This window comes from Ensifer sesbaniae, from assembly GCF_013283665.1.
Lineage (GTDB): Bacteria > Pseudomonadota > Alphaproteobacteria > Rhizobiales > Rhizobiaceae > Ensifer > Ensifer sesbaniae.
This window is the reverse complement of the sequence record NZ_JABEKU010000002.1, coordinates 1,844,224-1,870,341: the sequence shown is the minus strand read 5'-3', so window position 1 is coordinate 1,870,341 and position 26,118 is coordinate 1,844,224. Positions and strand designations below refer to the sequence as shown.

The 26,118-nt window shown below is 63.5% G+C and carries 21 protein-coding genes and 1 riboswitch; of the genes, 14 read left to right on the top strand and 7 right to left on the bottom strand.

The genetic code is table 11. The features are described 5' to 3' along the window. Positions 1-68: 68 nt before the first annotated feature. From BHMPCIPO_RS26440 to BHMPCIPO_RS26410, 7 genes are all read left to right on the top strand, one after another. Positions 69-977, top strand: coding sequence for a carbohydrate ABC transporter permease (locus BHMPCIPO_RS26440; RefSeq protein ID WP_173519698.1), 909 nt, complete (start codon positions 69-71; stop codon positions 975-977). Continuing rightward, on the top strand, positions 977-1,810 hold the full coding sequence (locus tag BHMPCIPO_RS26435; RefSeq protein WP_173519697.1) for a carbohydrate ABC transporter permease: 834 nt from the start codon (positions 977-979) through the stop codon (positions 1,808-1,810). The genes BHMPCIPO_RS26440 and BHMPCIPO_RS26435 overlap by 1 nt, the downstream gene beginning before the upstream one ends. 13 nt (positions 1,811-1,823) lie before the next feature. Further along, positions 1,824-2,927 (top strand): ABC transporter ATP-binding protein, encoded by a 1,104-nt coding sequence (locus BHMPCIPO_RS26430; RefSeq protein ID WP_173519696.1) that lies wholly within the window; start codon positions 1,824-1,826, stop codon positions 2,925-2,927. Positions 2,928-2,934: 7 nt separating this feature from the next. Next, positions 2,935-4,338 carry a CehA/McbA family metallohydrolase gene (locus BHMPCIPO_RS26425; protein WP_173519695.1) on the top strand — a complete coding sequence of 468 codons (1,404 nt, stop codon included), beginning with the start codon at positions 2,935-2,937 and terminating at the stop codon, positions 4,336-4,338. A 181-nt stretch (positions 4,339-4,519) separates the two neighbouring features. Next, positions 4,520-7,903, top strand: coding sequence for a hybrid sensor histidine kinase/response regulator (locus tag BHMPCIPO_RS26420; RefSeq protein ID WP_173519694.1), 3,384 nt, complete (start codon positions 4,520-4,522; stop codon positions 7,901-7,903). Further along, positions 7,890-8,819 (top strand): response regulator, encoded by a 930-nt coding sequence (locus BHMPCIPO_RS26415; protein WP_173519693.1) that lies wholly within the window; start codon positions 7,890-7,892, stop codon positions 8,817-8,819. The genes BHMPCIPO_RS26420 and BHMPCIPO_RS26415 overlap by 14 nt, the downstream gene beginning before the upstream one ends. A gap of 98 nt (positions 8,820-8,917) precedes the next feature. Further along, entirely contained in the window at positions 8,918-9,418 is a 501-nt protein-coding gene (locus tag BHMPCIPO_RS26410; RefSeq protein WP_173519692.1) for a hypothetical protein, read from the top strand. A 42-nt stretch (positions 9,419-9,460) separates the two neighbouring features. On the opposite strand, the gene BHMPCIPO_RS26405 is transcribed toward BHMPCIPO_RS26410, so the two are convergent. After that, complete coding sequence (locus tag BHMPCIPO_RS26405; RefSeq protein ID WP_173519691.1) at positions 9,461-10,072, bottom strand: glutathione S-transferase family protein; 612 nt, start codon at positions 10,070-10,072, stop codon at positions 9,461-9,463. A 94-nt stretch (positions 10,073-10,166) separates the two neighbouring features. On the opposite strand from BHMPCIPO_RS26405, the gene BHMPCIPO_RS26400 reads away from it, so the two are divergent. Continuing rightward, complete coding sequence (locus tag BHMPCIPO_RS26400; protein ID WP_173519690.1) at positions 10,167-10,886, top strand: helix-turn-helix transcriptional regulator; 720 nt, start codon at positions 10,167-10,169, stop codon at positions 10,884-10,886. A gap of 78 nt (positions 10,887-10,964) precedes the next feature. On the opposite strand, the gene BHMPCIPO_RS26395 is transcribed toward BHMPCIPO_RS26400, so the two are convergent. Further along, complete coding sequence (locus BHMPCIPO_RS26395; protein ID WP_173519689.1) at positions 10,965-12,290, bottom strand: dicarboxylate/amino acid:cation symporter; 1,326 nt, start codon at positions 12,288-12,290, stop codon at positions 10,965-10,967. A gap of 228 nt (positions 12,291-12,518) precedes the next feature. On the opposite strand from BHMPCIPO_RS26395, the gene BHMPCIPO_RS26390 reads away from it, so the two are divergent. From BHMPCIPO_RS26390 to BHMPCIPO_RS26375, 4 genes are all read left to right on the top strand, one after another. Then, positions 12,519-14,387 carry a sensor histidine kinase gene (locus BHMPCIPO_RS26390; protein ID WP_173519688.1) on the top strand — a complete coding sequence of 623 codons (1,869 nt, stop codon included), beginning with the start codon at positions 12,519-12,521 and terminating at the stop codon, positions 14,385-14,387. 3 nt (positions 14,388-14,390) lie between these two features. Beyond that, on the top strand, positions 14,391-15,755 hold the full coding sequence (locus tag BHMPCIPO_RS26385; RefSeq protein ID WP_173519687.1) for a sigma-54-dependent transcriptional regulator: 1,365 nt from the start codon (positions 14,391-14,393) through the stop codon (positions 15,753-15,755). Positions 15,756-15,851: 96 nt separating this feature from the next. Next, positions 15,852-15,980, top strand: a riboswitch (TPP riboswitch). A 90-nt stretch (positions 15,981-16,070) separates the two neighbouring features. Next, entirely contained in the window at positions 16,071-17,891 is a 1,821-nt protein-coding gene (gene thiC / locus BHMPCIPO_RS26380; protein ID WP_173519686.1) for a phosphomethylpyrimidine synthase ThiC, read from the top strand. A 212-nt stretch (positions 17,892-18,103) separates the two neighbouring features. Then, a complete protein-coding gene (locus tag BHMPCIPO_RS26375; protein ID WP_173519685.1) occupies positions 18,104-18,607 on the top strand; it encodes a hypothetical protein in 504 nt (167 codons plus the stop codon). Positions 18,608-18,830: 223 nt separating this feature from the next. Here BHMPCIPO_RS26375 and BHMPCIPO_RS26370 read toward each other — a convergent pair whose 3' ends face one another. The 3 genes from BHMPCIPO_RS26370 to BHMPCIPO_RS26360 are packed head-to-tail and all read right to left on the bottom strand — an operon-like array spanning position 18,831 to position 22,495. After that, the gene (locus BHMPCIPO_RS26370) at positions 18,831-20,081 is read right to left on the bottom strand and encodes a Zn-dependent hydrolase (protein ID WP_173519684.1); all 1,251 of its coding nucleotides are present in this window, start codon (positions 20,079-20,081) and stop codon (positions 18,831-18,833) included. 29 nt (positions 20,082-20,110) lie between these two features. Then, positions 20,111-21,286 (bottom strand): M20 aminoacylase family protein, encoded by a 1,176-nt coding sequence (locus tag BHMPCIPO_RS26365; RefSeq protein WP_173519683.1) that lies wholly within the window; start codon positions 21,284-21,286, stop codon positions 20,111-20,113. A 3-nt stretch (positions 21,287-21,289) separates the two neighbouring features. Further along, positions 21,290-22,495 carry a diaminopropionate ammonia-lyase gene (locus tag BHMPCIPO_RS26360; protein WP_173519682.1) on the bottom strand — a complete coding sequence of 402 codons (1,206 nt, stop codon included), beginning with the start codon at positions 22,493-22,495 and terminating at the stop codon, positions 21,290-21,292. A 157-nt stretch (positions 22,496-22,652) separates the two neighbouring features. On the opposite strand from BHMPCIPO_RS26360, the gene BHMPCIPO_RS26355 reads away from it, so the two are divergent. Further along, positions 22,653-23,147, top strand: a complete 495-nt coding sequence (locus BHMPCIPO_RS26355; protein ID WP_173519681.1) for an Lrp/AsnC family transcriptional regulator — start codon at positions 22,653-22,655, stop codon at positions 23,145-23,147. A gap of 188 nt (positions 23,148-23,335) precedes the next feature. Then, positions 23,336-23,785 carry a pyridoxamine 5'-phosphate oxidase family protein gene (locus tag BHMPCIPO_RS26350; protein WP_173519680.1) on the top strand — a complete coding sequence of 150 codons (450 nt, stop codon included), beginning with the start codon at positions 23,336-23,338 and terminating at the stop codon, positions 23,783-23,785. Between the two features lie 73 nt (positions 23,786-23,858). Here BHMPCIPO_RS26350 and BHMPCIPO_RS26345 read toward each other — a convergent pair whose 3' ends face one another. Both BHMPCIPO_RS26345 and BHMPCIPO_RS26340 read right to left on the bottom strand, forming a co-directional pair. Further along, entirely contained in the window at positions 23,859-24,695 is an 837-nt protein-coding gene (locus tag BHMPCIPO_RS26345; protein WP_173519679.1) for a universal stress protein, read from the bottom strand. Positions 24,696-24,837: 142 nt separating this feature from the next. Then, positions 24,838-26,082, bottom strand: a complete 1,245-nt coding sequence (locus BHMPCIPO_RS26340) for a Gfo/Idh/MocA family protein (protein ID WP_173519678.1) — start codon at positions 26,080-26,082, stop codon at positions 24,838-24,840. Between the last annotated feature and the right edge of the window lie 36 nt (positions 26,083-26,118).

The following is a 26,118-nucleotide window of genomic DNA, read 5'->3' as shown; positions in this document are numbered from 1 at the left end:
CCCGCCCCCATCCAGCGACCAGCGCGCCCGGCCCTCCAGCGGTCGGGTGACCGATCCGGAAAAAGGGCATGAAGAAATTCTCACTGCTTTCGACGCGCGCCGGCGCACTCTTCCTTGCGCCTGCGACGGCTCTCGTCGGGGTCTTCGTCATCATTCCTTTCTTCTGGGTGATCTTCGTCTCCTTCACCAATCGCACGCTGCTCGGCCGCACGGCGGTCGACCCTGATTTCGTCGGGCTGCAGAATTATTTCGCCCTCTTCAACCCCGCGACCTTCTTCACCCGCGGCCAGTTCGGCTTTTCACTGATCCTGACGATCCAGTTCGTGCTGCTTTCGGCGCTGATCGGCCAGGCGCTTCTCGGTCTGCTGCTCGCCTGGCTTAGCCAGTCAGTCACGCCGACGCTCAAATCCTTTCTGCAGACGGCCGTCATCGCCGCCTGGATCCTGCCGGAAGTGGTGATCGGCTTCGCCTGGTTCGCCTTTCTCGACTACGACAACGGCACCCTCAACATGATCCTGCGCGGCCTCGGCCTGCCGCCCGGCGACTGGCTGCTGCAGCAGCCCTTCTGGGTGATCGTGTTTTTCAACACCTGGCGGGGAGCGGCCTTCTCGATGATGCTGTTCAACTCGGCCTTCCAGTCGATCCCGCCGAGCTACTTTCAAGCTGCCGACGTTGCCGGCGCCACCTCCTGGCAGAAGCTGCGCGACATCGCGCTGCCGCTGATCCGCGGTCATGTCGTGACGGACCTGATCCTCATCACCATGTGGACCTTCAACGTCTTCACGCCGTTCCTGCTCACCCATGGCGGGCCGTCCTATCGCACCGAGATCCTCTCGATCTACACCTATCGCATCGCTTTCAAGGATTTCGAATTCGGCAAAGGCGCTGCCGTCGGCGTCGTCATCATGCTGATCAACCTGGCATTCGCGCTCGTCTATCTTCGCATAGCCCATAAGAAGCCGGTGGAGGCGGAATGATGCAGAAGAGGACGCAGAACATCTTCGTAAGGCGTACGGTCTTTGCGGCTGCCGCCACCTTCCTCGGCACGGTCTTCGCACTGCCGCTCGTCTGGTTCATCTTCGCCCCCTTCAATGCCCGAGCCGAACTCGGGCTTGCCATCCCTTCGCCCTTCACGCTGTCGAATTTCGCGACCGTCTTTGAGAACACCTTCGCCATGCAGGCGCTCTTGAACAGTCTCATACAGGCGGCAGGCGGCGTGGTGCTGGTCGGCGCGGCGGCGACGCTCGCGGCCTATGCGCTCTCGCGCTCGCCGATCCCGGGCAAAGGCGCCGTCACCTATATCCTGCTGCTCTTTTCGTCCGTGGTTTCAGGTTCGGCGGCAATGGTGCCGATTTTCCTGATCATCTCGGCGGCCGGGCTGATCGACACCCATCTCGCCGTCATCCTCGTCTTCGCCGGCGGGCTGTTACCGACGGCGATGTTCATCCTTCGCGACTTCATCGACGCCATCCCGCGCTCGTATGAGGAAAGCGCGATGGTCGCGGGTGCCTCGCCGCTGCAGGCTTTCTTCGATGTCGCGCTGCCGGTCATCCGGCCCGGCATCGTCGTGGTCGTCGTCTGGGCCTTCGTCAACATCTGGGGCAGCTTCCTCATCCCCTTCATCCTGCTGCGCAGCGACAAACTGATGCCGGCTTCCGTTGCCATCTATTCCTTCTATTCGGAAGCCGGCACGCCGATCGTCACGCTGCTTGCCGCCTATTCGCTGATCTATTCGCTGCCGGTCATCGCCCTCTATCTCTTCGTGAACTGGAAATTCGGTTTCCGGTTCTTCGGTGGCATCAAGTCGTAATCGGAAATCCGCCATGGCCTCTGTCGAATTCCAGAACGTCTCCAAGAGCTTCGGCGCTTTCGTCGCCGTTCCCGACATCAGCTTCCAGATCGCCGATGGCGAGTTCATCTGCCTACTCGGCCCTTCCGGCTGCGGCAAGACGACGAGCCTTCGCATGATCGCCGGCCTCGAAACGCCGACGTCGGGCCGGGTGATGATCGGCGGCCGCGACGTCACCTATCTGCATCCGAAGGACCGCGGCATTTCCATGGTCTTCCAGGATTATGCGCTCTATCCGCACATGAACATCGCCGACAACATCGCCTATCCCTTGAAGGTGCGCGGCGAGCAGGAAACCAAGCGCCACGCCCGGGCCAAGGAGGTGGCCGACGTGCTGAAGATCGGCGATCTCCTGAAACGCCTGCCGAGCCAGATTTCCGGCGGCCAGCAGCAGCGCACCTCGCTCGCCCGCGCGCTCGTCTATCCGAGCGAGGTCTACCTTTTCGACGAGCCGCTCTCGAACCTCGACGCCAAACTGCGCCTAGAAGCGCGCGGTTTCTTGAACCATCTGCAGCGCGACATGGGCATGACGGCGGTCTATGTCACCCACGACCAGGCCGAGGCCATGGCGCTCGCCACCCGCATCGCGGTCATGGACAAGGGCCGGATCGTGCAGTTTGCGCCGCCGATCGAGATCTATCGCCGGCCGGCGACCACCTTCGTCGCCAATTTCGTCGGCAACCCGCCGATGAACCTCGTTGCCGTCGAAGCATCCATCGGCGAAGGCGCGCTGCATCTCAGCGCTGACGGTCTTCAGGTCGCGCCGATCGAACTTAACGACGCCATCGCCAAAGCGGCAAAGGCCGGAAAGATGACGCTCGGCGTCCGACCAGAGCATTTGCGCGTCGCCGGTCCCACCGACCACAACATTCTTTCTGGCGAACTCTTCGCCAATGAGAACATGGGGCCGGAAAGCCTCGTCACCCTCGAGCGCGGCGACAATGGCCGCGTCACCGCGCGCATCTTTACCGACGACGAGATCAAAGTCGGTACCTCGGTGCACCTCGCCTTCGATGCCAGGCACGTCACCCTCTTCGACGACAGCGGCGCGCGCATTCCCGCGGCCGGCGAGCGCTGAGGCGGCCATGCAGGAATTCGCCGTGCGGATCACCCGCAAGCACCAGGCCGCCGATCCCTATTTCTATGTGCCCTTCGATGTGCCGGACGGCGTGACACGGATCGACGTGACGCTCAGCTATCCCAAGTCTGAGGGGTGCATCGTCGATCTCGGCGTGCTTGACCCGCGTGCCACGGACTATCCGACGGAGCGGGGCTTTCGCGGCTGGAGCGGCGGCGCACGCGACCGCTTCTTCGTCGCCATCGACGACGCCACACCCGGCTATATCCATGGCGCGATACCACCCGGACGATGGATGGTCATGCTGGGTCTCTACAAGATCCCTGACGACGGCGTCGAGGCATTGGTGACCGTAGACTATGACAGCAGCCCGCGCGCGATCGCACCGCAGCCGGCGCGACAGTTCCCGATACGCAAGGGACCCGGCTGGTATCGCGGCGACCTGCACTGCCACACCTTCCATTCGGATGCGGCAGGCTCGCCGGAACTGCTGCACGCGGCCGCGCGCCAGGCAGGGCTCGACTTCCTCGCGGTTGCCGACCACAACACGATCACCCAGCGACGCTATTTTCATCCGCACTCTTCTCCAGACCTCGTCTTCGTAAGTGCCATGGAAGTCACCACCGCCATCGGCCACGCCAATGTCTTTGGTGTCGACGACTGGATCGATTTCCGCATGACGAGACCCGAGCACGCCCATACGCTCGCGCGCCTGGTGCATGAGCGCGGCGGACTGCTTTCGATCAACCACGACAAGCCGACGATCCCCTGGGACTACGAGGTGCCGAAGATCGATTGCATGGAGGTCTGGCAATCCCACTGGCTTGCCTGGAACTGGGTGTCCTTGGAGCGCTACCAGCAGCGCCTCGCCTCAGGCCTGAAGATCTCCGCCATCGGCGGCAGCGACTTTCACCAGCCCGCCCGTTTGATGCCGGAAGGCCCCCTGGTCCTCGCCCGTCCGACGACAGTGCTTCATCTCGAGGAACTATCCGAAGAGGCCGTGCTCGGCGCCATGAAATCCGGCCGCGGCTATGTCACGGAGAGCCCAACGGGACCGCATCTGGAACTCACTGCCAATGGTGAGCCGATGGGATCGACCGTCGCCGGCCCCGTGGCAGCGGATGCGCAGGTTCGAGGCGCCAAAGGCGACAAGCTGATGTGGCTCGATGCCTCGGGCGTCATCGGTGACCAGGTGATCGAAGCCGACGACTGGACCGGCCAGTACGTCGGCGCGCCCGATCGCTTCCTGCGCACCGAGATCGTTGCAGCTGCAAGCCGCGGCGGGATCGTCGAGACATTCCGGGAGGCCCTTCGCGGCAAGGCCCTCCCCTGGCAGCTTTGCGAGGACGATCTCGTGAACCGTACGATCCGCCGCGCCATCAGCAACCCGATCTATTGCCGGCCCAGCTAACGGCACACTGCACTCAAGAACTTCCGGGCAGCCATCCGGTTCGGCACTTCGACAGCCAAAACCGGAGGGTCCGGTTTTTCCGTGCGGACCGTCACATTTCTCTGTTGCAGCAATTTTAAGCAGAAAACATCCGTGCTAAGAAAAAGTGCAGAAACTCCCTCGACGGCACGTTAGGAACCCCATGGCGGCACGCCAGCGCATCATTCCCATAAGGCGGGAGTACAATCGTTGGGTCGCCAACCAGACGCTTGAAGACTATGCGTTGCGCTTTACCGCCAAGAGCGCGCGGCGCTTTTCCTCCGAGCGCATCTCGCAGACCGCCATCGGCGCCATCTCCTTCCTGGCACTGGAAGCTATCGGCGGCGCCATCACCATGTCCTATGGCACCACCAATGCGATTGTCGCGATCCTGGTCGCAAGCCTAATGATCCTGACCGTGGGACTGCCGATCAGCCGCTACGCCATCCGTCACGGGGTCGACATCGATCTGCTCACCCGCGGCGCCAGCTTCGGCTATATCGGCTCGACGCTGACCTCGCTGATCTATGCGAGCTTCACCTTTATCCTCTTCGCGATCGAGGCCTCGATCATGTCGGGGGCGCTCGAACTGGCGCTCGGCATCCCCTTGTGGGTCGGTTACATCGTCAGCGCTGCCGTCGTCATCCCGCTCGTCACTCACGGTGTGCGGCTGATCAGCAAGTTCCAGCTTTTGACCCAGCCCTTCTGGATCGTGCTCAACATCCTGCCCTTCGTCTTCATCGCATTCGCCGATTGGGAGAAGGTCGGCTCTTGGCTTGCCTATTCCGGCATTCATCACGCTTCGGGCCCTCCCGGCACGTTTGCGCCGTTCGGTCTCGTCGAATTCGGTGCAGCGTCGGCCGTGATCTTCGCGCTAATGGCGCAGATCGGCGAGCAGGTCGACTTCCTGCGTTTCCTGCCGCCGGACGGGCAGCGCAAGCTGCATCATCGCATCGCCGTCTTCCTCGCCGGTTCCGGCTGGGTGATCGTCGGCGCGCCGAAGCTGCTTGCCGGGTCCTTCCTCGTCGTGCTGGCGCTTTCGAGCGGCGTGCCCTCGACCAGAGCCGCCGATCCGGCGCAGATGTACTACACCGCCTTCGGCTACATGATCCCGTCCGAAGCGGCTGCGCTGCTCTTGATGGTCGCCTTCGTCGTCGTGTCGCAGCTGAAAATCAACGTCATGAATGCCTATGCCGGCTCGCTTGCCTGGTCGAACTTCTTTTCGCGCCTGACCCACAGTCACCCGGGCCGCGTCGTCTGGCTGGTCTTCAATGTCGCCATCGCGCTTCTCCTGATGGAGCTCGGCATCTACCGGCTGCTTGAAGAAACGCTCGGCGTCTTCTCGATCATCGCCATGGCCTGGCTTTGCACGATTTCGGCCGATCTCTTCGTCAACAAGCCGCTCGGCCTTTCACCGCCGGGCATCGAGTTCAAGCGCGCCCATCTGTACGACATCAATCCGGTGGGGCTTGGCGCCATGGCGATCTCGGCGACGGTAGCTTTGACGGCGCATTTCGGCGCCTTCGGAGAGATCGCCGCTTCGCTGGCGCCTTATATCGCGCTCGTCGTCGCCTTCATCGCCTCTCCGCTAATTGCCTGGCTGACAGATGGCAAATTCTACCTCGCCCGCAAACCGCGCCGAAGCTGGGCAAACCAGAACGAAATCGCCTGCTCGATCTGCGAGCATCCGTTCGAGCCGGAGGACATGGCCTGGTGCCCGGCCTATGCTGCGCCGATCTGTTCGCTTTGCTGTTCGCTCGACAGCCGTTGCCATGACATGTGCAAGCCGAAGGCGCGCTTCAACGCCCAGGTCGCAGCCGTCGCCAACACCCTGCTTCCGCGCACCGTCACGGAAAAGCTCGCGACGCGCCTCGGCCGCTACGCGATCTCCGCGGTGCTCTCGATTGCCGGCATCGGCGTGATCCTGGCGATGATCGCGCACCAGACCGCCGGCGCGTCGCCAGAGACTGCCGCCGTCGTCGAACGCACCATCGCCGTCGTCTTCTTCGTCTTTGCCGTGCTCGCCGGCATTGTCTCCTGGTTCTATGTGCTCGCCCATGACAGCCGCGTCGTCGCGGAAGAAGAATCCTCGCGCCAGAACACCCTCCTTCTGAAAGAAATCGCCGCCCACAAGAAGACGGACGCGGCGCTGCAGCAGGCGAAGGAAACGGCGGAGGCGGCCAATCGTGCCAAGAGCCGCTACGTCGTCGGCCTCAGCCACGAACTCAGGACGCCGCTCAACGCCGTGCTTGGCTATGCCCAGGTGCTGGAGCGCGACGAGACCATTCCGCCGGCCCGACAGGGCGCGATCAAGGTGATCAAGCGCAGCGCCGATCATCTCTCCGGCCTGATCGACGGGCTACTGGATATCTCCAAGATCGAGGCCGGCAAGCTGCAGGTCTATTCCAACGAGATCAACATTCACGACTTCCTCGACCAGATAGTCGAGATGTTCCGACCGCAGGCGCAGGCCAAGGGCATCACCTTCGAGCACGAGCGCACCGCGAGCCTGCCGCGCTACGTGAAGACCGACGAGAAGCGTCTGCGCCAAATCCTCGTCAACCTTCTCTCCAACGCGCTGAAGTTCACCGAGCGCGGCGGCATCCGCCTGGAGGTCGCCTATCGAAGCCAGGTTGCGACCTTCATGATTGCCGATAGCGGCCGCGGCATTGCCGAGAAGGACCTGCCGCGCATTTTCGACCCCTTCCAGCGCGGCGAGGCCGAGCATCAAGGCAGCATGCCGGGCCTCGGCCTGGGGCTGACGATCACCAGGCTTCTGACGCAGACGCTCGGCGGCGAAATCGCCGTGACCAGTAAGCTCGGCGAAGGCACCAGCTTCCGCGTCCGGCTGATGCTTTCGGCGGTCGACCGCCCGGCGCTGGCAGCGCCCGTCCGGCGCATCACCTCCTATCTCGGCCCGCGGCGCACGATCGTCGTCGTCGACGATAATGCCGATCATCGCGCCCTGATGCGTGAAATCCTCCTGCCCATGGATTTCACGGTCTTCGCCGTTCCATCCGGGGGCGACTGCCTCTCTCTCCTTGAAGACGTCAGCCCGGACCTCTTCCTGATCGACATTTCGATGCCGGGCATGAACGGCTGGGAACTCGCGGGGCGGCTGCGCGAAACTGGACAAACGGCGCCGATCATCATGCTGTCGGCCAACATCGGAGACGGCTCGACCACCGGATCTTTCACCGGCCACGACGACACGCTCGCCAAGCCCTTCGTCGTCGGGCAACTCGTCGACAAGCTTGCGGTCCATCTTGGCCTGACCTGGATCCACGAAGGCGAAGAAAAGCTGCATACCGCCCCAGTTGCCCGGCCGATGACGCGCCCGCACCTCCACCACGTCCAGGAACTGATCCGCCTCGGCGAGATCGGCTACATCAGAGGCATCGAGGCCAAACTGACGGAGATTGCGATGGAGCCCGAACATCAATCCTTCGTCGAAGAAGCCCGTTCCTACGTGCAGGCCTTCGATCTCTCCGGCTACGACGCCTTCCTCAAGAACAGCACCCAAGAAGGAGGCGATGCTCGTGGCTGAGACCTACGACCGCCGGGACATCGTTCTGCTCGTCGACGATTCACCGGAAGCCCTCGGCTTCCTCACCGAGGCCCTGGAGCAATCGGGCTTTTCCGCGCTGATCGCCACGTCGGGCAACGCCGCGCTTTCGATCGCGGAGCGCATAACCCCCGACGTCATTCTGCTGGACGCCGTCATGCCCGGCATGGACGGCTTCGAGACCTGCCGACGCCTCAAGGCCAATGCCGCCGTCGGCCAGACACCGATACTGTTCATGACCGGATTGACGGAGACCGAGCATGTTGTTCGCGCCCTCGAGGCTGGCGGCGTCGACTATCTGACCAAGCCGATCAACATCGACGAACTCAGGGCGCGCATCCGCGTTCATCTGTCCAATGCGCGCTCGGCCCAGAGCGCGCGGGTCGCGCTCGATGCCGCCGGGCGCCACCTGCTGGCGGTTCGCGCCGATGGCAGTATCTGCTGGTCGACGCCCCAGGCGACCCGCCTCGTCAATGCCGCAACCGGCCGCGACGATGGATTGAGTACGGTCACGAAACGCATCGCGCACTGGATGGAAAACCGCGGTCGAGGAACGTCATCGCACGAGGATAGCTTCACGCTCGACCAGCCGGGCCAATCGGGTCTGCAGATATCCTATCTCGGCGGCATCGGTCCGAACGAATATCTCTTTCGCCTGACGGCCGAGAACCGACTGACGGACGATGAAATGCTCCGCCAACATTTCGCACTGACGCAACGGGAATCCGAGGTGTTGCTCTGGATCGCCAAGGGCAAGGCGAACCGCGACATCGGCGAGATCCTGGGCCTGAGCGCGCGTACGGTGACCAAGCATCTGGAACAGATCTATGTGAAGCTCGGAGTCGAGAACCGGGCGTCGGCCGCCGTCAAGGCCACACAGGTTCTGCACGGAATCTGAGACGAGGAACGGAACATCCGCCACGCTGACAGCGTTCGGCTAGTGATCCAGACGCCGACTATTGTACTATCGACACCGCTGAACGGAGGATTGCATCCATGCCTCGTTGGTTGTCGCTTGTTGTCATGGCCGCGCTCGCCCCTGGCGTTGCGCGCGCGGACGAGGGTGCATTCCTGAAGTCGTTGGGTGGTAGCTGGGCGGGCGTTGGCGTCGTTCGTATCCGGGCGAACATGTCCCCAATCAACGTTTCCTGCAGCTTCAACTCCGAGGCAACCGGTCTCGCGCTGTCAATGGCCGGTGTCTGCCGGGGGATGCTGCTGATCTCGCGCTCCATCGACGCAAAGCTGCGCTACACGGGTTCGACCTATAGCGGCTCCTATCTCGGCCCCCGCGGCGGGCGCGCCGGGCTCAATGGCCGTCGCCGCGGCGACGCGATCAACCTCACCATCCGTTGGGCCAGGGACGTCAACGGCGACCGCCGGGCCGATCTGACCGTGCGCAAGATCGGCACCAACGGAATGCAGTTGACGACGATTGACGTCGATCCTGCTTCGGGTAAGCACGTGGTGACGAGCGAGATAAACCTCAAACGACAATAGCGGAGGAATGCTACCCTCTCCGCGCGTGGCCATTAAGCGCAGTCAGGCCGCGGCCGCAGTGCGGGTATCGTAGTCGGCGGTCCATTGCAGCGACGGACGCGCGCCACAACGCTCGACCCATGCCTTGACGGCATTGCTGTCCGGTGTCGCTGCAGGATACCAGGCAAAGGGCGAATGCAGCAGCAGGTCTACGGCCGTGTAGTGGTCGCCCATCAGATAGGGGCTATCCTTCAGCGCGCTTTCAAGGCGCTCGGCCATCTGCTTCGGACCGCGGAAGGTGAAATCCAGATAGGGATGGGAAAGCCCCGCTGCCTGCATGATCAGGACGGGCTCGACCACGCCCGCATACCAGGCAAGCCAGCTCAGATACCGGCCGCGTTCCCGGTCGCCTGCAAGCGGCGCCAGCTTCTTTTCCGGGAAGAGATCGGTCAGATACTGGATGATCGCAATGCTTTCCCAAAGCACGACGCCATCATGCACAAGCAGCGGCACCTTGCCCTCCGGGTGCGGATTCTTCGGGTCCTTCCGACCACTGCCGTCTCCGCGGGTGATGTCGACGATCTCGATCTCCACCTTGTCGATGGCGTCGAGTTCGCGAAGCAGCGTGATGATGCGCGACGAGCGCGAGCGCGGGGCGTGAAACAGCGTCAGCATGATGAGGTTCCTTGGTTGCGTTTGCGGATGCGGGTCTTATACAGTCGCCCAACTGCCAGTTTTCGTCAGTAGGCTTCGTCTATCTTCCAAAGCCATGGCCCGTAGTGATCGTCTGTTCCGCCTGCTCCAAGCGCTTCGCACGTTGCCCTCTCCGGTAACGGCCGCTCGCCTTGCCGAGGAAACCGGGGTGTCGATGCGCTCGCTCTATCGCGACATCGACAGCCTGCGGGCCGCCGGCGCCGTGATCGACGGCGAACGCGGTTTCGGCTACCGGCTGACGGAGGACATCGCCTTGCCGCCGCAAACTTTCACGCGGCTCGAAATCGAGGCTCTGGTGCTGGGCCTCGCGGAAGTGCAGCACATGGGCGAGCCCGACCTCGCGGCGGCGGCAGCCGCGGTGCTTTCCAAGATAACGGCGACGTTGCCCGACAGGCTGCAGCGCCAGGCGCTCCATGCCGCGTCGCAGGTCTACCGCTTCGAACGCAGGGATCCGCCGGTGGCTGATGTCGGCCTTTTGCGCGAGGCCTGCTGGCAGGAGCGCGCCGTCGTCATCGGCTATGTGGATGCAAACCAGCAGCGAACGGACAGGGAGGTTTTGCCGCTCGCGATCGTCTATCTGGAACGGATGCTGGTGCTGCTCGCCTGGTGCTGCCTGCGCCAGGATTTCCGCAAGTTCCGCATCGACCGCATCGCCGATATCAGGATGACGGACGAGAGTTTCCGTCCGCGCCGGGTGCCGATGCTTCGAGAGTTCATCGCCTACTTGAACGGTGGCGCGCCTGACCGGCCGAAAATGAAACTGGCCGGCCAGTAAACCCAAACGACAACGCGGCCCGTGTTGCCACGAGCCGCGTCCGGACTGCATTTCGCAGTCATGCCTTGGGAGGCAAGCTTATTCGGCGGGCTGAAGCGCCGGCTGCGGAATGGCGACAGGCGCACGGCCGCCGAGCGTCGCGGCCATCTGCGCTTCGTCCAACTCACCTTCCCACTTCGCGACGACGATCGTGGCGACCGCATTGCCGACGAAATTGGTGAGCGCACGGCATTCCGACATGAAGCGGTCGATGCCGAGGATCAGCGCCATGCCGGCGACCGGCACGGCCGGCACGACCGAGAGCGTTGCGGCCAGCGTGATGAAGCCGGCGCCGGTGATGCCGGCGGCACCCTTGGAGCTCAGCATGGCGACGAGCAGCAGCAGTACCTGGTCGCCGAGCGACAGCTGGATATCCATTGCCTGGGCGATGAACAGCGCCGCCAGCGTCATGTAGATATTGGTGCCGTCGAGGTTGAAGGAATAGCCGGTCGGGATGACGAGACCGACGACCGAGCGCTTGCAGCCGGCCTTTTCCATCTTGCTCATCAGCCCCGGCAGTGCAGCCTCCGAGGAAGAGGTACCGAGCACCAGCAGCAGTTCTTCCTTGATGTAGCGGATGAGCGCGAGGATCGAGAAACCGTTGTAGCGAGCGACGGCGCCGAGAACCAGGAACACGAAGAGGAAGGACGTGAGATAGAACGTGCCGATCAGCATCGCCAGGTTGGCAATCGAGGCGACGCCGTATTTGCCGATGGTAAACGCCATGGCGCCGAAGGCGCCGATCGGGGCAGCCTTCATCAGGATGCCGACGAGCTTGAAGACCGGCAGCGTCAGCGCATGCAGGAAGTCGACGACCGGCTCGGCTTTCTTGCCGACCATCGCCAGCGCGAGACCGAAGAGAACGGAGATGAACAGCACCTGCAGGATGTCGCCTTCTGCAAAAGCACCGACCAGCGTCGTCGGGATGATGTTCATCAGGAAGCCGGTGATCGTCTGCTCATGCGCCTTCTCCGCATAGGTCGTCACGGCCTTGACGTCGAGCGAGGCGGGATCGATGTGCATGCCGGAGCCGGGCTGGACGACATTGGCGACGATCAGGCCAATGACCAGTGCCAGCGTCGAGAAAGTCAGGAAGTAGATCATCGCCTTGCCGGCGACGCGACCGACCTTGGCGAGATCGGTCATGCCGGCAATGCCGGTCGCAACCGTCAGGAAGATGACCGGCGCGATGATCATCTTGACGAGGCGGATGAAGGCGTCGCCGAGCGGCTTCAGCTCGGTGCCGAGCGACGGATAGAAATGGCCGAGCAGAATGCCGGCCGCGATCGCCGCCAGAACCTGGACGTAGAGATGCCGATAGAAAGGTGTCTTGCCGCGCGGTTCCGCGGATTGGTCGATAATCATGAGATCCTCCACTGGACCCAGTCCGGCGTCATGCCGGGCCTCCCGGGTCAATTTCCGATGCGCGACAGCTCGGGCTGTCATGAGGATGCCATTTGCAACAGACGTGCCAGTTCTCTGCGGATGGAGCCAAGCCGTTGAATCGATGGGAATGTTTTGTGTGTTCGGCCCCAAGCACGCGAACATTTGAGCGGATTTCCGCACAAGCCATCTGGAAATCTGGGCGGATAAATGCACAATCCACCCATGTCCAAACCCTCCGCCGCCCTCGTCGATCTGCAAGATCTCGATCAGCCCATGCGCCGTGCCTGGCTGTTGTTCGCTGGCCTCGCTCTGGCACTCGTCGTCGCCGGCCTTCTCGTTGCGGGCGAATATGGGCGCAAACAGGCGCTCGAAACGGTCGCCGCACAAAGTCGGATCGATGCCAATCTGAAGGCCTCGCTGTTGCGCGCCGTGCTCGAACGCCAGCGCGCCACGCCGCTGGTGCTTGCCGACGACGTCGAGGTGAAGTCGGCACTTTCGACCCGTGACGGCAGGGCGCTGCAACGGCTGAACGAAAAGCTGGAGGCGCTCTCCGCCAACACCGATGCCGCCGTCATCTACGTGATGGGCACCGACGGCGTCGCGCTTGCCGCCAGCAATTGGCAGGAGCCGACGAGTTTCGTCGGCAACGACTACGCGTTTCGCGAATATTTCCGTCTGGCGCTGCGCGACGGCAAGGCCGAGCATTTTGCCATGGGTACGGTCAGCAAACGGCCGGGCCTTTACATTTCGCGGCGGGTGGACAGCCCCGACGGCCCGATCGGCGTCGTCGTCGCCAAGCTGGAATTCGACGACGTCGAGGCGGAATGGCTCGCCTCCGGCAAACCCGTGTATGTCACCGACCGGCGCGGCATCGTGCTGATCACCAGCTTTCCATCCTGGCGCTTCATGACGACCAGAACCATCCCGCAAGATCGTCTCGCGGCCATCCGCGACAGCCTGCAATTCGGCGACGCCTCGCTACTGGCCCTGCCCTTCCGGGACGTCGAAGCGACCAGCGACGGTTCCAGCGAGTTGCGCGCCCTGCTGCCCGGCGACAGCGAGCGACGGTTCCTGCGCGTCGAAACTTTGGTTCCGACGACGAGCTGGCGGCTGGAGCAACTGGCGCCGCTGGACGGCGCGCTTGCTGCCGCGACCCGCGAGGCGCGCCTGATCGCGCTGGCGATCATCGTGCCGCTCCTCACTCTTGCCGCCTTCCTCCTGCGCCGGCGCCAGAGGCTCGCGCTGGTTTCCGCGAGGGAACGTGCCGCCCGTGACGAACTGGAGCGCCGCGTGGCGGAGCGTACCCGTGACTTGAGCCTTGCCCGCGACCATCTGGAAACGGAGATCGCCGACCACAGGCGCACCGGCGAGAAACTCCAGGCAGTTCAGCAGGAGCTGGTCCAGGCGAACCGGCTGGCGATCCTCGGCCAGGTGGCCGCCGGCGTCGCCCACGAGATCAACCAGCCGGTCGCCACCATCCGCGCCTATGCCGACAATGCCCGCACCTTCCTCGACCGCGGCCAGCAGGAAACGGCGGTGGAGAACCTCGCGAGCATCGCGGAACTCACCGAAAGGGTCGGCACCATCACCGACGAGCTCCGCAGCTTCGCCCGCAAGGGCCGCTTCGTGGCCGAGCCGACACCAATGCGCGAGGTGGTCGAAGGCGCGCTGATGCTCCTTCGCAGCCGCTTTGCCGGCCGCATGGATGCGATCGTCGTCGACCTGCCGGAAAACGGCCTCAGCGTGTTCGGCAGCCGTATCCGTCTTGAACAGGTCCTGATCAACCTCCTGCAGAACGCGCTCGAAGCGCTCGGCAATCGGACCGACGCCGAAATCCGCGTGCGTTGCGAGGACGGCCCCTCCGGCACCGTTTTGCTTGTCGTTGCCGACAACGGCCCGGGTATCCCGCAGCATATCCGCGAGGATCTGTTCACACCGTTCAACACCACCAAGGACGAAGGGCTCGGCCTCGGTCTTGCCATCTCCAAGGAGATCGTCGCCGACTATGGCGGCGAGATATCAGTCGAAACCAGCGACAGGGGCACCGTCTTCACGGTCCGCCTGAAAAGGGCCTGAGCGATGCAGCCGTCCGTTTACCTCATCGACGACGACAACGATCTGCGCAAGGCGATGAAGCAGACGCTGGAACTTGCGGGCCTTGCCGTCACCTCGCTTGCAAGTGCCGCCGAAGCGCTGGAGAAGCTCGACGCCGATTTCGACGGCATCGTCGTCAGCGATATCCGCATGCCGGGCATCGACGGCCTGGCGCTCCATCGCCGCATCGTCGCCTTCGATGCCGACCTGCCCGTGATCCTGGTGACCGGCCACGGCGATATCCCGATGGCGGTGCAGGCATTGCAGGACGGCGTCTATGACTTCATTCCCAAGCCCTTTGCCGCCGATCGGCTGGTGCAGAGCGTGCGGCGCGCGCTCGAAAAGCGCCGGCTCGTCATGGAGAACCGCGCGTTGAAACGGGCGGCGGAGGCGGCCGGCGATAGCCTGCCGCTGATCGGCCAGACACCGGTCATGGAGCGGCTGCGCCAGACGATCCGGCACATCGCCGACACGGATGTCGACGTGCTCGTCGCCGGCGAAACCGGCAGCGGCAAGGAAGTGGTCGCCACCCTGCTCCACAATTGGAGCCGGCGCCGCAACGGCAATTTCGTCGCGCTGAACTGCGGCGCCCTGCCGGAAACGGTGATCGAAAGCGAACTCTTCGGCCACGAACAGGGTGCCTTCACCGGCGCGCTGAAGAAGCGGGTTGGCCGGATCGAACATGCGAGCGGCGGCACCCTGTTCCTCGACGAGATCGAGGCAATGCCGCCGGCAACCCAGGTCAAGATGCTGCGTGTTCTTGAAGCGCGCGAGATTACACCCCTCGGCACCAATCAGGTCCGCCCTGTCGATATCCGCGTCATCGCCGCCGCCAAGATCGATCTGGGCGACCCGGTTGAGCGCGGTGACTTTCGCGAAGACCTCTACTTTCGATTGAACGTCGTGACGTTGTCGATCCCGCCGCTGCGCGAACGCCGTGACGACATCCCGCTGCTCTTCTCGCACTTCCTGACCCGGGCAGTCGAGCGCTTCAAGCGTGACATGCCCGTCATCTCACCGGCCGTGCAGCAGCACCTAATGACGCACCACTGGCCTGGCAATGTGCGCGAGCTTTCGCATTTTGCCGAACGCGTCGCGCTCGGCGTCGAAGGCCCGTTGGGGCAGCCCGTTGCCTCGGCCGAACAGTCCGGTTTCGCGCTGCCGGAGCGGCTCGAACGCTACGAGGCGGAGATCCTGAAGGAGGCGCTCCGAGCCCAGCGCGGCGACGTCAAGGCGACCATCGAAGCGCTCGGCATTCCGCGCAAGACCTTTTACGACAAGCTCCAGCGCCACGGCATCAACCGCGCCGACTATGCGGAGCGTGGAGGATCGGTGAAGGCCGACCGCTGAGTTCCACGGTAGACTCGATATACCCGCAGTACGCGCAATCGGATCGATAAGCGGATTAACGCTTGACGACCCGTGCCGTTCGATGGCTATCTCTTGGGCATTCACCAGGGGGGTCCCGCAAGGGGCTGAGATTCTGCTGGATGGCCGGCTCGCCGGCTGTGGCGCAGTGACCCGTTGAACCTGATCCAGTTCATACTGGCGTAGGGACGGTGCAGATATCGAAGCCAGGATTCCGTGCGTTCAGCACCTGGCGGCGCGTCTTTCATCCTTCCGGCATCAGAACTGGGTCTCCAATCGCAAACTTGGAGCCTCGTCATGAATATTGCCACAAAGCCCGCAGCCCTCTCGGTCACCCAAGGTCCGCTTCCGGCATCCCGAAAAGTTCACAAGGCCGGCATCCTGCATCCGGATCTCCGCGTGCCGATGCGTGAGATCGCGCTGCACCCGACCTCGGGCGAACCGCCGGTCACGGTCTATGATTCCTCCGGCGCCTATACCGCCGACGATGCCGAAATCCGCATCGAGGAAGGGTTGCCGCGGCTGCGCCGCAACTGGATCGTCGCCCGCGGCGATGTGGAAACCTACGAGGGGCGCACCGTCCGGCCAGAGGACAACGGCTTTGCCAGCGGCGACCGGCTGACGCCGACCTTCCCATTCCAGCATGCGCCGCTGAAGGCAGTGGCCGGCAAGGCGGTAACCCAGCTTGCCTATGCCCGCGCCGGCATCATCACGCCCGAAATGGAATTCGTGGCGATCCGAGAAAACCTCGGCCGCGATGCGGCGCGCGCGAAAGCGCGCGATGGCGAGAGCTTCGGCGCCCATATCCCCGACCATGTCACACCGGAATTCGTGCGCCAGGAAATCGCCAGCGGCCGGGCGATCCTGCCCGCCAACATCAACCATCCGGAATCCGAGCCGATGATCATCGGCCGGAACTTCCTGGTGAAGATCAACGCCAATATCGGCAACTCCGCCGTCACCTCGTCGATGGCCGAAGAGGTCGAAAAGATGGTCTGGGCGACCCGCTGGGGCGCCGACACGGTCATGGACCTTTCGACCGGCCGCAACATCCACAACATCCGCGAATGGATCATCCGCAATTCGCCGGTTCCGATCGGTACCGTGCCGCTCTATCAGGCGCTGGAAAAGGTCAACGGCATCGCCGAGGACCTGACCTGGGAGGTCTACCGCGACACGCTGATCGAGCAGGCCGAACAGGGCGTCGACTATTTCACCATCCATGCCGGCGTGCGGCTGCATTACATTCCGCTCACCGTCGACCGGGTGACCGGCATCGTCTCGCGCGGCGGCTCGATCATGGCCAAGTGGTGTCTGCATCATCACAAGGAGAGCTTCCTCTACGAGCATTTCGAGGAGATCTGCGACATCTGCCGCGCCTATGACGTCTCCTTCTCGCTCGGTGATGGCTTGCGCCCCGGCTCGATCGCCGACGCCAACGACGCGGCGCAATTCGCCGAACTGGAGACGCTCGGCGAACTCACGAGGATCGCCTGGGCCAAGGATTGTCAGGTGATGATCGAAGGCCCCGGTCACGTGCCGATGCACAAGATCAAGGAAAACATGGACAAGCAGCTCGCCGTCTGCGGCGAGGCGCCGTTCTACACGCTCGGACCGCTGACGACGGATATCGCTCCCGGCTACGACCACATCACCTCCGGCATCGGCGCCGCGATGATCGGCTGGTTCGGCACCGCCATGCTGTGCTACGTCACGCCGAAGGAGCATCTGGGCCTGCCGGACCGCAACGACGTCAAGGTGGGCGTCATCACCTACAAGATCGCCGCCCACGCCGCCGACCTCGCCAAGGGCCATCCCGCCGCGCAGGTGCGCGACGACGCGCTGTCACGCGCCCGCTTCGAGTTCCGCTGGGAAGACCAGTTCAACCTGTCGCTCGACCCGGAGACAGCCCGCAACTTCCACGACGAGACGCTGCCGAAGGAAGCGCACAAGGTGGCGCATTTCTGCTCCATGTGCGGCCCGAAGTTCTGCTCGATGCGGATCTCGCACGACATTCGGGCGGAAGCACAGAAGGAAGGGCTGGAGGCGATGGCCGCCAAGTATCGCGAAGGCGGCGACCTCTATATGCCGGTCGGCGAAGTCGAAGCTGGGAGTTAACGCGCAACACGTCGGGAGGGACGCCTCGCAGTCCCTTCCGACAGCAAGGCGGATGCTGGCCGTGGGCGACTAGCTTGCCCCTGTATCGGTTGAACGATATGTAAGCCTCACGCAAAAGTCGTCGCCAGCGAACCCGTCATTCACGCCAAGCTGCCGTCTGCTGTGGTGCTCTTGCAAGACGACGAAAAAACGCCGCTTACGAGGAGAATGACGTGAGGACACGCCTGCTGAGACTGACGGCCCTGTCGATAGGCGGCTTCGCGGCACTCGCTGGAGATCTGCCACGCCTCAACGACAGCGGAAGTCTTGCCGCGGGCTTTTCCTGGATTTCCGCCGCCCATGCGGACGACACCGATGGCGGCAGCGGGAATAGTGAAAATGGCGCTGATGGCAGCGACCAAGGTGGCGAAAACGTCGAGGGCGGCGGAAGCAACGGCGCAGAGGGTGGCGGCGATTGGGGCACCGGTAACGGCAGCGGCGTAGGCGGCGTGCCCGGTGGTACCGGCGCAGGCGGCGGAGGTACTGCCGTCATCGACAGCGATAGTCATAGCGAGCGCCACTCATCCTCGCGCGACTCACGGGATTACGGACCAAGCGGCAACGTATGGTACGGCGGCAGCAGTTTCCTCAACCTTTTCCGCCGGACACCGGAAAGGCGCTTCCAACATAGCCAGCCTGAATCGTCTGGCCGGCAGAAGACCGTTCACACGAAATGAGAGCCTTGAAGGCAGGTCAACTTCGTCGCAACGGAGGGGACCTGCGCTACTTCTCGAAACCAGACTCCGGATGTCCGTGTAGGCACGAGTTCTGACGCGCGAGAACCAGCTCAACTGGCGTCACGGCTTTGCATTCGAGAAATGTCTATCCCGATCACGACCTGCCGGAGTGCGGCGTCGGCGCTATGGATACAGAGCATCGTCTTTCTCGCCGCGTATGTTCCTAACGGCCTTTCCAGCCGCTGCCAACCATCCGTTCGACCACATCGAGCAGTACATTGGCGCCGGCGACGAGGTCGGCGGGTTCAGTGTGTTCCCGCGGATTGTGGCTGATACCCTCACGGCTCGGCACGAAGATCATTGCGGCTGGAGCGATGCGTGCGATCATCTGCGCATCATGACCGGCGCCGGAGGTCATGCGCCGGCTCTTCAGGTCGCGCGCCTTCGCCGATGCCTCAATCGCCGCGACAATGTGTTGGTCGAATGCGACCGGCTGGAACCGCGCCAGACGTTCGACGGAAATCTCTACGCCTTCCTCCCTGCCGACACGCGCGAGAAAATCCGAAAGCGCCGCTTCGAGTGCCTGCAGACGGTCCTCGTCCGGGTCGCGCAGGTCGACGGCGAAGACCGCGCGTGACGGGATGACGTTGATCGCGTTCGGTTCGAAGCGCATGGTGCCGATCGTCGCCACGCTCGGCGCATTCGAGCGATCGATCCACTCACGCAGGAACAGGCCGACACGGGCGGCGGCAAGTCCGGCGTCCCGGCGCATCGCCATCGGGGTGGTGCCGGCGTGATTTGCCACACCGTCGATGGTGACCCGCTGCCAGGAAATGCCCTGCAGGTTCTCGACTGCGCCGATCGCCATCCCCTCCCGCTCCAGCACCGGCCCCTGCTCGATATGGAGCTCGACATAGGCATGGGGCTTGAGAAACCCCGGCTCGACAGCGCCGGCATAGCCGATCCGCTCCAGTTCGTCGCTCAGCACCGAACCATCGGTGCCGACGGTTGCCAGTGCGGTCTCGACAGAAAGGCCCCCGGCATAGACGAGTGAGCCGAGCATATCGGGTGCAAAACGCACACCTTCCTCATTGGTGAAGGCTGCCACGACGATCGGCCGGGCCGGCGTCACGCCACGCTCCGTCAAGGTCTCAATCACTTCCAGCGCGGCAAGCACGCCATAGCAGCCGTCATAGATGCCGGCATTGATGACCGTGTCGATATGCGAGCCAAGCATGATGGGTTCTGCGTCAGCACTGCTCGCGTCGCGCCAGACGCCGAAGATGTTGCCGATCCGGTCGATCACGACGTCGAGCCCCGCAGCCTTTATCCAGGCGACGAGGCGGTCGCGGCCCGCCCTGTCGTTGTCGGACCCGGCCAGTCGCGTCAATTGGCCCTGAGGATCGCGACCGATTTCGCCAAGCTCGCGAATGCGCCCGGTCAGGCGCGCGGCGTCGATGGAATACAATGGCATCCTTGTCCTGCTTTCATGCCGTTTTCTGATCAGGGCCGGGTGTCCGCGGGCGCCAGTCGCTGCCGGACGATCTCGGCGTGGTAGCGCGCGCCGAAGATCAGGGCATCGTCGTTGAAGTCGTAACGCGGATTGTGCAGCGGCGCCGACGCCTCACCGTTACCGATGAAGACGAAGCAGCCCGGCACATGCTCAAGAAAGCGCGCGAAGTCTTCCGAACCGGTCATCGGCTCGGCCGCCGTTGCGAGGTTCTCGGAGCCGAACACGGAATCCGCCGCGGCAAAGGCGTGTCCGGTCAGCACCGGATCGTTGATGAGCGGCACGAACTCGCGTGTGTAGTTGACCTCGACTTCGCAGCCATAGGCGTCCGCCGTGCCCTTGGCGATCACGCGCATCTCCGCCTCGATCTTCGCGCTGACCTCCGGCCGGAAGCTGCGGGCATCACCGAGGATCCGGGCGTGGCCGGGCAAGGCATTGCGCGTGCCGTCCGTCAGCAGTTCCGTCACCGAAACGACGCCGATGTCCGTCGGTGACAGGCGGCGCGAGACGATCGTCTGCAGATTGACGACGGTGGCGCAGGCGGCAACAAGCGTCTCGTTGCCCCAATGCGGTCGCGCCGCATGTCCGCCAACCCCGGTCAGCACGATCTCGAAGTTGTCCTCTGCCGACATGATCGCGCCCGCGCGGGTTTCGAAACGGCCGACCGGCAGCCCCGGCATGTTGTGCAGGCCGTAGATCTCGTCAAAGGGGAAGCGTTCCATCAGGCCGTCGTTCAGCATCGCGAGCGCGCCCTTGCCCCACTCCTCCGCCGGCTGGAAGACGAAGCACACGCTTCCGTCGAATCCGCCGTCTTCGGCGAGCATCTTGGCAGCGCCCAGCAGCATCGCCGTGTGGCCGTCATGGCCGCAGGCGTGCATGGTGCCGGGCCGGGTCGAGCGATAGGACAGCTCTCCCTGCTCCGGAATGCGGAGTGCATCCATGTCGGCGCGAAGCGCGATTGCGCGATTGCCGTTGCCGCGCTTCAGCCGGCCAACGACGCCGGTGCCACCGACGCCTTCCACCACCTCGTCGAGCCCGAACTCCCGAAGCTTCGCCGCGACGAAGGATGACGTGCGCTGCTCCTCGAAACCGAACTCCGGATGCGCGTGCAGGTCCTGGCGCCAAGCCCTCATTTCCTCGACAAGCTGATCAAAATCCAGTTCCGCCATGGGTCACCCTCTTTCGTTCGAGTTGTTCGCAACCGCCTCGGGCGGCAATCCGACCAGGGCGGCATAACGCTCGGGGTCCGTCGCCCCCTCGGTATTGATGACGAAAACGCGCGACTGCGCCGTCAATCCGAGCGCTTCGCGCAGTGCCGGATCCCGGGCCACCGCCAGTAGCCCGGCCAGACCAACGCCACCGCTTTCACCGGAAACGATCGCCGGGTCGGCGCCGGCAGGGCGCGCCAGCCTGTTCATGACCGAAACGGCATCCTCTTCGGCGACGGTCATGAAGGCATCGGCCGCGCGCGACAGGATGCGCCAGGCAACGAGCGACGGCTCGTAACATTCGAGCATCGCCATGATCGTCGGTTCGCCATGCGCCACCTTGACGGGATGTCCGGCCTTGGCGCTTTCGTAAAGGCAGGCAGCCCGCGCCGGATCGACGACGACGAAACGCGGACGCTTCGCGCCATAGCGCAGCGCCAGATGTCCCGCCGTGGCGGCGGCAATACCACCGACGCCCGCCTGCACGAAGACATGGGTCGGCGGCCGATCCATTTGCCGAAGTGCTTCGCTGAGGAGCGCCGTGTAACCCTGCATCACCAGACCAGGGATATATTCGTAGCCCGGCCAGGACGTGTCGGAGACCACGGTCCAGCCGTGCGCCTCGCAGACCCGCGCGGCCTCCTCGACGGAATCGTCGTAGGTCCCGGCCACCCGAACGATCTCGGCGCCATAGTGGGCGATCGCTTCTATGCGCTTCTCGCTGACACCGGAATGCACGAAGATCACCGACTTCGCCCTGACGAGCCTGGCGCCCATGGCGACGGAGCGGCCGTGATTACCATCCGTGGCGCAGCCGAAGGTCATGCCGGCGGCAATCGCCCGGACCTCAGGCTGATCGAGATCATCGAGATCGAGGCTACGCCCGAGGCGCCGTTCCGCCTCCTCGATCACCAGGCGTATCACCGCGTAGGAGCCGCCAAGCGCCTTGAAGCTTCCAAGACCCAGGCGATGGCCCTCATCCTTGACGAAGACGCCGGCGACGCCGATCTCACTCGCCAAGGCAGGCAAAGCATGAAGCGGCGTTGGCCGATGATCCGCGCGCCGGGCAAGCTGCTGTTCGACCTTTTCGGCGGCCGCGAGCGACAGCATATCCGCATCTTCAGGCGCAAGATGATGGCCGAAATCGGCATGGGTATTGGCAAGGAACATGGTGCAATCTCCGTAGACCTGCGAAAATCTATTTCATTGCGAACGAGAAATGCGCTCTAAATGGCCAAAGCAAATGCAAGTTTGTAAAGTTGGACCGGCCAGAGGGCTGATGTCCCGCTCACGGCTCGCTGCGAACTCAGCAACCGACAGGCCCCGGATGACCTCCTCGAAAAAGCCCCAGATCGAACTCGACCGCTTCGATCTTGCGATCCTCGCCATCCTGCAGAAGGACAATTCGATACCCCAGCGCCAGATCGGCGAGGCGGTCAATCTGTCCGCTCCGGCCGTCCAGCGGCGGATCAAACGCATGGAGGAAACCGGCGTCATCCGCGCCAATGTCGCGCTGGTCGATCCCGCGAGCGTCAACCAGGCGCTGACGATCCTGGTGGAGGTGGAGGTCGAGAGTGAGCAGATCGCCCTGCTCGACGCGGCAAAGGCGGCGTTCACCGCCGCGCCCGAGGTGCAGCAATGCTACTATGTCACCGGCGACATCGATTTCATGCTCGTCGTGATCGTGCCGACAATGGCCGATTATGAAGCCTTCACGCGGCGGATGTTCTTCGGCAATCCGAACATCAAGCGCTTTCGCACTTTCGTGACGATGGACCCGGTCAAGGTCAGCCTGTCCGTGCCGATCGAAACGTCACGCTGAGCCACGCGGCGACTTCTCCGCGGGCACCTTTTCGCCGCTTCCGCATCGAGCGGCCGCCCGGCGCCGACCGCGCTTTACGAGAACGGCGACGCCCCTGAGGCTGAGCGAACTTGAGCGAGATCAATGCCTCGATATCCGATCGGCGGAGACTGACGGTTGAACATCTCTTTCAAAAAAGGAGAGACCACATGTTGATCAGAGAAATGACGCGGCAGGAATGTCTCGACCTTGTCGCTGAAAACCACATCGCCCGCCTGGGCTGTGCCCGAGATGGCCAGCCCTATGTCGTTCCCATCCAGTATGCCTTGGCCGCCAACCGGCTCTACAGCTTTTCCATGCCGGGGCAGAAGATCGACTGGATGCGCGACAATCCGCGTGTCTGCGTACAGATCGACACGACAGCGGACCGGCAGAATTGGCGAAGCGTCATCATCCACGGCCGCTTTCAGGAACTACCGGACACGAAGCAATGGCATCGCGAGCGCATGAACGCCTGGTCGTTGCTCGAACAGCGCGTCAACTGGTGGGAACCGGGCGGCCTGAAGCCCGGGAAACAGCCCGTTGCCGGTGCATCCCCGCATCTCTTCTTCGAAATCGAGATCGACGACGTAAGCGGACGAGCGGCCTCTGCCGGCTGATCGCCGCGGGCGCGCTGGCAAATGGCTGCGCGCCGCGCCCCGTCCCTGCCGGTCGGTGCCATAAGCATGGGGATCAATGCGCCATGAGCACGGGGATCACCGCGTTTTCGAGCATCGAGCGGGTGACCCCGCCAAAGACGCGCTCGCGCATTCTGGAATGTCCGTAGGCGCCCATGACGATCAGATCGGCCGCCACATCCGACGCAAACCGGTTGATCACGTCGTCAACCCTGTGTCCGCCGCTCGGCAGTCTCTCGACGGAGACGGAAACGCCGTGCCGGGCAAGGTAGCCGGCGATATCAGCGCCGGGTTCCTCGCCGTTCTTGCCATAGGCGGCACGAGGATCGACCATCGTAACGTAGACGGTCTCGGCTCCGGCCAACATTTCGAGCGCTTCACGCGCTGCGCGTGCAGCTTCCAGTCTGGAATTCCAGGCGAGCACCACGGTCCTCGGATCAAGCCGTGCGGGCTTGCCCTTGGGCATGATGAGGACCGGGCGAGCGGAACTGAACAACGTTCCATCGATGGTGCGTGAACGCAACTCCGGATCCAGCGTCAGGCCATCACCGACCAGCGTCAGGTCGGCGTAGCGGGCGCGCTCGCCGATCTCGTCATCGGCCCAGGCAGCCTCGGTGTATTTCGTCTCGACGCTGAACGAGATGCCTTCCTTGGTCAGAACATCGGTTGCTCTTGCCACGCAGGACTCGAGCTTGTCGACGTCGCGCTGCCGCTCGTTCAGCCAATCGACGGAGATGGCGGCGGCATAATCCCCGATCGGTGGAGATGCGGCGAGCTTGACGATCAACAGGGAGAGGTGGGCGTTTGCGGATGCACAGACTTGTGCTGCCGCACGCAGATGCTCTGCGGAATGATCGACGCCGACGACGGCGAGAATGGTCTTGTATGTCATCGCGTTTTCTCCTCGTGACCAGATCTTGGGTTTGGATCAGCGTAGTAGAACCCCGAGCGACGGCATTGATCCCCGTCAACAGAAATCGCGGACATGAGCGTATAATCCCGGCCACCATTTCCTGAGGCCGGAAATACAGCCATCAGGCGCTCCGGCGCGCGACGACCGGCACGTAATGCTCGAGTTCCGGCGCCGGAAAGTTGAGTGTCGCATTGATCTCCGCCGAGCGGTAGAGGCCCATCAGCATCTCGACGACGGCGAGTCCGTCCTCGAAGGTTTCGAGCGGCTTCCCTCCCTTGCGAAAGCACTCGACCATGTGGCGGTTCTCATCCGTATAGCCGTAGACGCCGGCTTCGTCCTCGAGCACCGGCATCAGACCCTGTTCGGCATTCTGCTTCTCGACGAGATCCTCGCCTTCGGAGCCCTTGACCTCGCGCGACATGAAGATCTTGAGGCCGGTGCTCAGCGAATTGTATTCAAGCGCATATTCCGGCCCGAGCAGTTCCAGCTGTATGCGCAGCCCGGCGCCGACATAGGCCCAGGAGGTGGTGGCCTCGATCATCAGCTCGTTGCCATCCTGGTCTTCGAGCGTCACCGTGGCACGGGCGAAATCCTCCGACGGCCGTTTGCGGTAGTCGACCTCGCTGCCGAAGCGCTTACGCAGCTGCTCGGCGTAGTTCGGTCGCGTCCATTTCAGGTTCGCGACCGTGCCGTTCACCGCCTTGATCTTCAGCGAATTGCGCGGTGCTCCGGGCGCCGTCAGCAGGTAGCGCGCCACCTCGACGCTGTGGCACATCATGTCCGAGAGCACGCCGCCGCCCTGCTTGTCGCCCTGCCAGAACCAGGGCTCGTGCGGACCGGAATGTTCCTCGGCCGCCCGCGCCAGATAGGGCCGACCCGTGGTGGAGGCGGCGCGCCGCCAGATGATCTCCTTGCCGCGCAGTACCGGCGTGCAGAACACCTGGTTTTCGAGGTAGCCATGGTTGAGGCCGGCATCCTCGGCAAGCGACAGCATCTCGCGCGCCTCGGCGACGGTGCGGGCGAGCGGCTTTTCGCAGGCAACGGCGAAGACCTTGCTGCGGCCCTCCTTGATTGCCTTGTGCAACGAACGCATCACGTCGAGGCGGGTGTAGTTGGGCGAAAGGATCCAGATCGCGTCGACGTCATCGGCCGTCAGCAGCACCTCCAGGCTTTCATGGGTGCGGCAGGTTCCGAGGCCGAGCGCGGCGACCTCCTTCGCAAACTTCTCCCGATTTTCCGGCTTGCGGCTGAAGACGCCGGTCACCTCGACGTTGCGCACGCCGATCATCGATTTCAGATGGAAATGGGCGATGAAACCCGACCCGACGAAACCCACGCGCAGCGTCTGTTTCGGTAGCTGTGTCATTCTTTTCTCCCGGGCTGTCTCGACGCAATTCCAGGA

What these genes read in the sequence shown, in the direction of transcription:
- BHMPCIPO_RS26340 (WP_173519678.1), bottom strand. Translation starts at nt 26,082, where the DNA reads ATGACACAGCTACCGAAACAGACGCTGCGCGTGGGTTTCGTCGGGTCG.
- thiC (WP_173519686.1), top strand. Translation starts at nt 16,071, where the DNA reads ATGAATATTGCCACAAAGCCCGCAGCCCTCTCGGTCACCCAAGGTCCG.
- BHMPCIPO_RS26430 (WP_173519696.1), top strand. Translation starts at nt 1,824, where the DNA reads ATGGCCTCTGTCGAATTCCAGAACGTCTCCAAGAGCTTCGGCGCTTTC.
- BHMPCIPO_RS26390 (WP_173519688.1), top strand. Translation starts at nt 12,519, where the DNA reads ATGCACAATCCACCCATGTCCAAACCCTCCGCCGCCCTCGTCGATCTG.
- BHMPCIPO_RS26415 (WP_173519693.1), top strand. Translation starts at nt 7,890, where the DNA reads ATGCTCGTGGCTGAGACCTACGACCGCCGGGACATCGTTCTGCTCGTC.
- BHMPCIPO_RS26410 (WP_173519692.1), top strand. Translation starts at nt 8,918, where the DNA reads ATGCCTCGTTGGTTGTCGCTTGTTGTCATGGCCGCGCTCGCCCCTGGC.
- BHMPCIPO_RS26420 (WP_173519694.1), top strand. Translation starts at nt 4,520, where the DNA reads ATGGCGGCACGCCAGCGCATCATTCCCATAAGGCGGGAGTACAATCGT.
- BHMPCIPO_RS26355 (WP_173519681.1), top strand. Translation starts at nt 22,653, where the DNA reads ATGACCTCCTCGAAAAAGCCCCAGATCGAACTCGACCGCTTCGATCTT.
- BHMPCIPO_RS26440 (WP_173519698.1), top strand. Translation starts at nt 69, where the DNA reads ATGAAGAAATTCTCACTGCTTTCGACGCGCGCCGGCGCACTCTTCCTT.
- BHMPCIPO_RS26395 (WP_173519689.1), bottom strand. Translation starts at nt 12,290, where the DNA reads ATGATTATCGACCAATCCGCGGAACCGCGCGGCAAGACACCTTTCTAT.
- BHMPCIPO_RS26400 (WP_173519690.1), top strand. Translation starts at nt 10,167, where the DNA reads ATGGCCCGTAGTGATCGTCTGTTCCGCCTGCTCCAAGCGCTTCGCACG.
- BHMPCIPO_RS26360 (WP_173519682.1), bottom strand. Translation starts at nt 22,495, where the DNA reads ATGTTCCTTGCCAATACCCATGCCGATTTCGGCCATCATCTTGCGCCT.
- BHMPCIPO_RS26370 (WP_173519684.1), bottom strand. Translation starts at nt 20,081, where the DNA reads ATGCCATTGTATTCCATCGACGCCGCGCGCCTGACCGGGCGCATTCGC.
- BHMPCIPO_RS26345 (WP_173519679.1), bottom strand. Translation starts at nt 24,695, where the DNA reads ATGACATACAAGACCATTCTCGCCGTCGTCGGCGTCGATCATTCCGCA.
- BHMPCIPO_RS26385 (WP_173519687.1), top strand. Translation starts at nt 14,391, where the DNA reads ATGCAGCCGTCCGTTTACCTCATCGACGACGACAACGATCTGCGCAAG.
- BHMPCIPO_RS26435 (WP_173519697.1), top strand. Translation starts at nt 977, where the DNA reads ATGCAGAAGAGGACGCAGAACATCTTCGTAAGGCGTACGGTCTTTGCG.
- BHMPCIPO_RS26425 (WP_173519695.1), top strand. Translation starts at nt 2,935, where the DNA reads ATGCAGGAATTCGCCGTGCGGATCACCCGCAAGCACCAGGCCGCCGAT.
- BHMPCIPO_RS26365 (WP_173519683.1), bottom strand. Translation starts at nt 21,286, where the DNA reads ATGGCGGAACTGGATTTTGATCAGCTTGTCGAGGAAATGAGGGCTTGG.
- BHMPCIPO_RS26350 (WP_173519680.1), top strand. Translation starts at nt 23,336, where the DNA reads ATGTTGATCAGAGAAATGACGCGGCAGGAATGTCTCGACCTTGTCGCT.
- BHMPCIPO_RS26405 (WP_173519691.1), bottom strand. Translation starts at nt 10,072, where the DNA reads ATGCTGACGCTGTTTCACGCCCCGCGCTCGCGCTCGTCGCGCATCATC.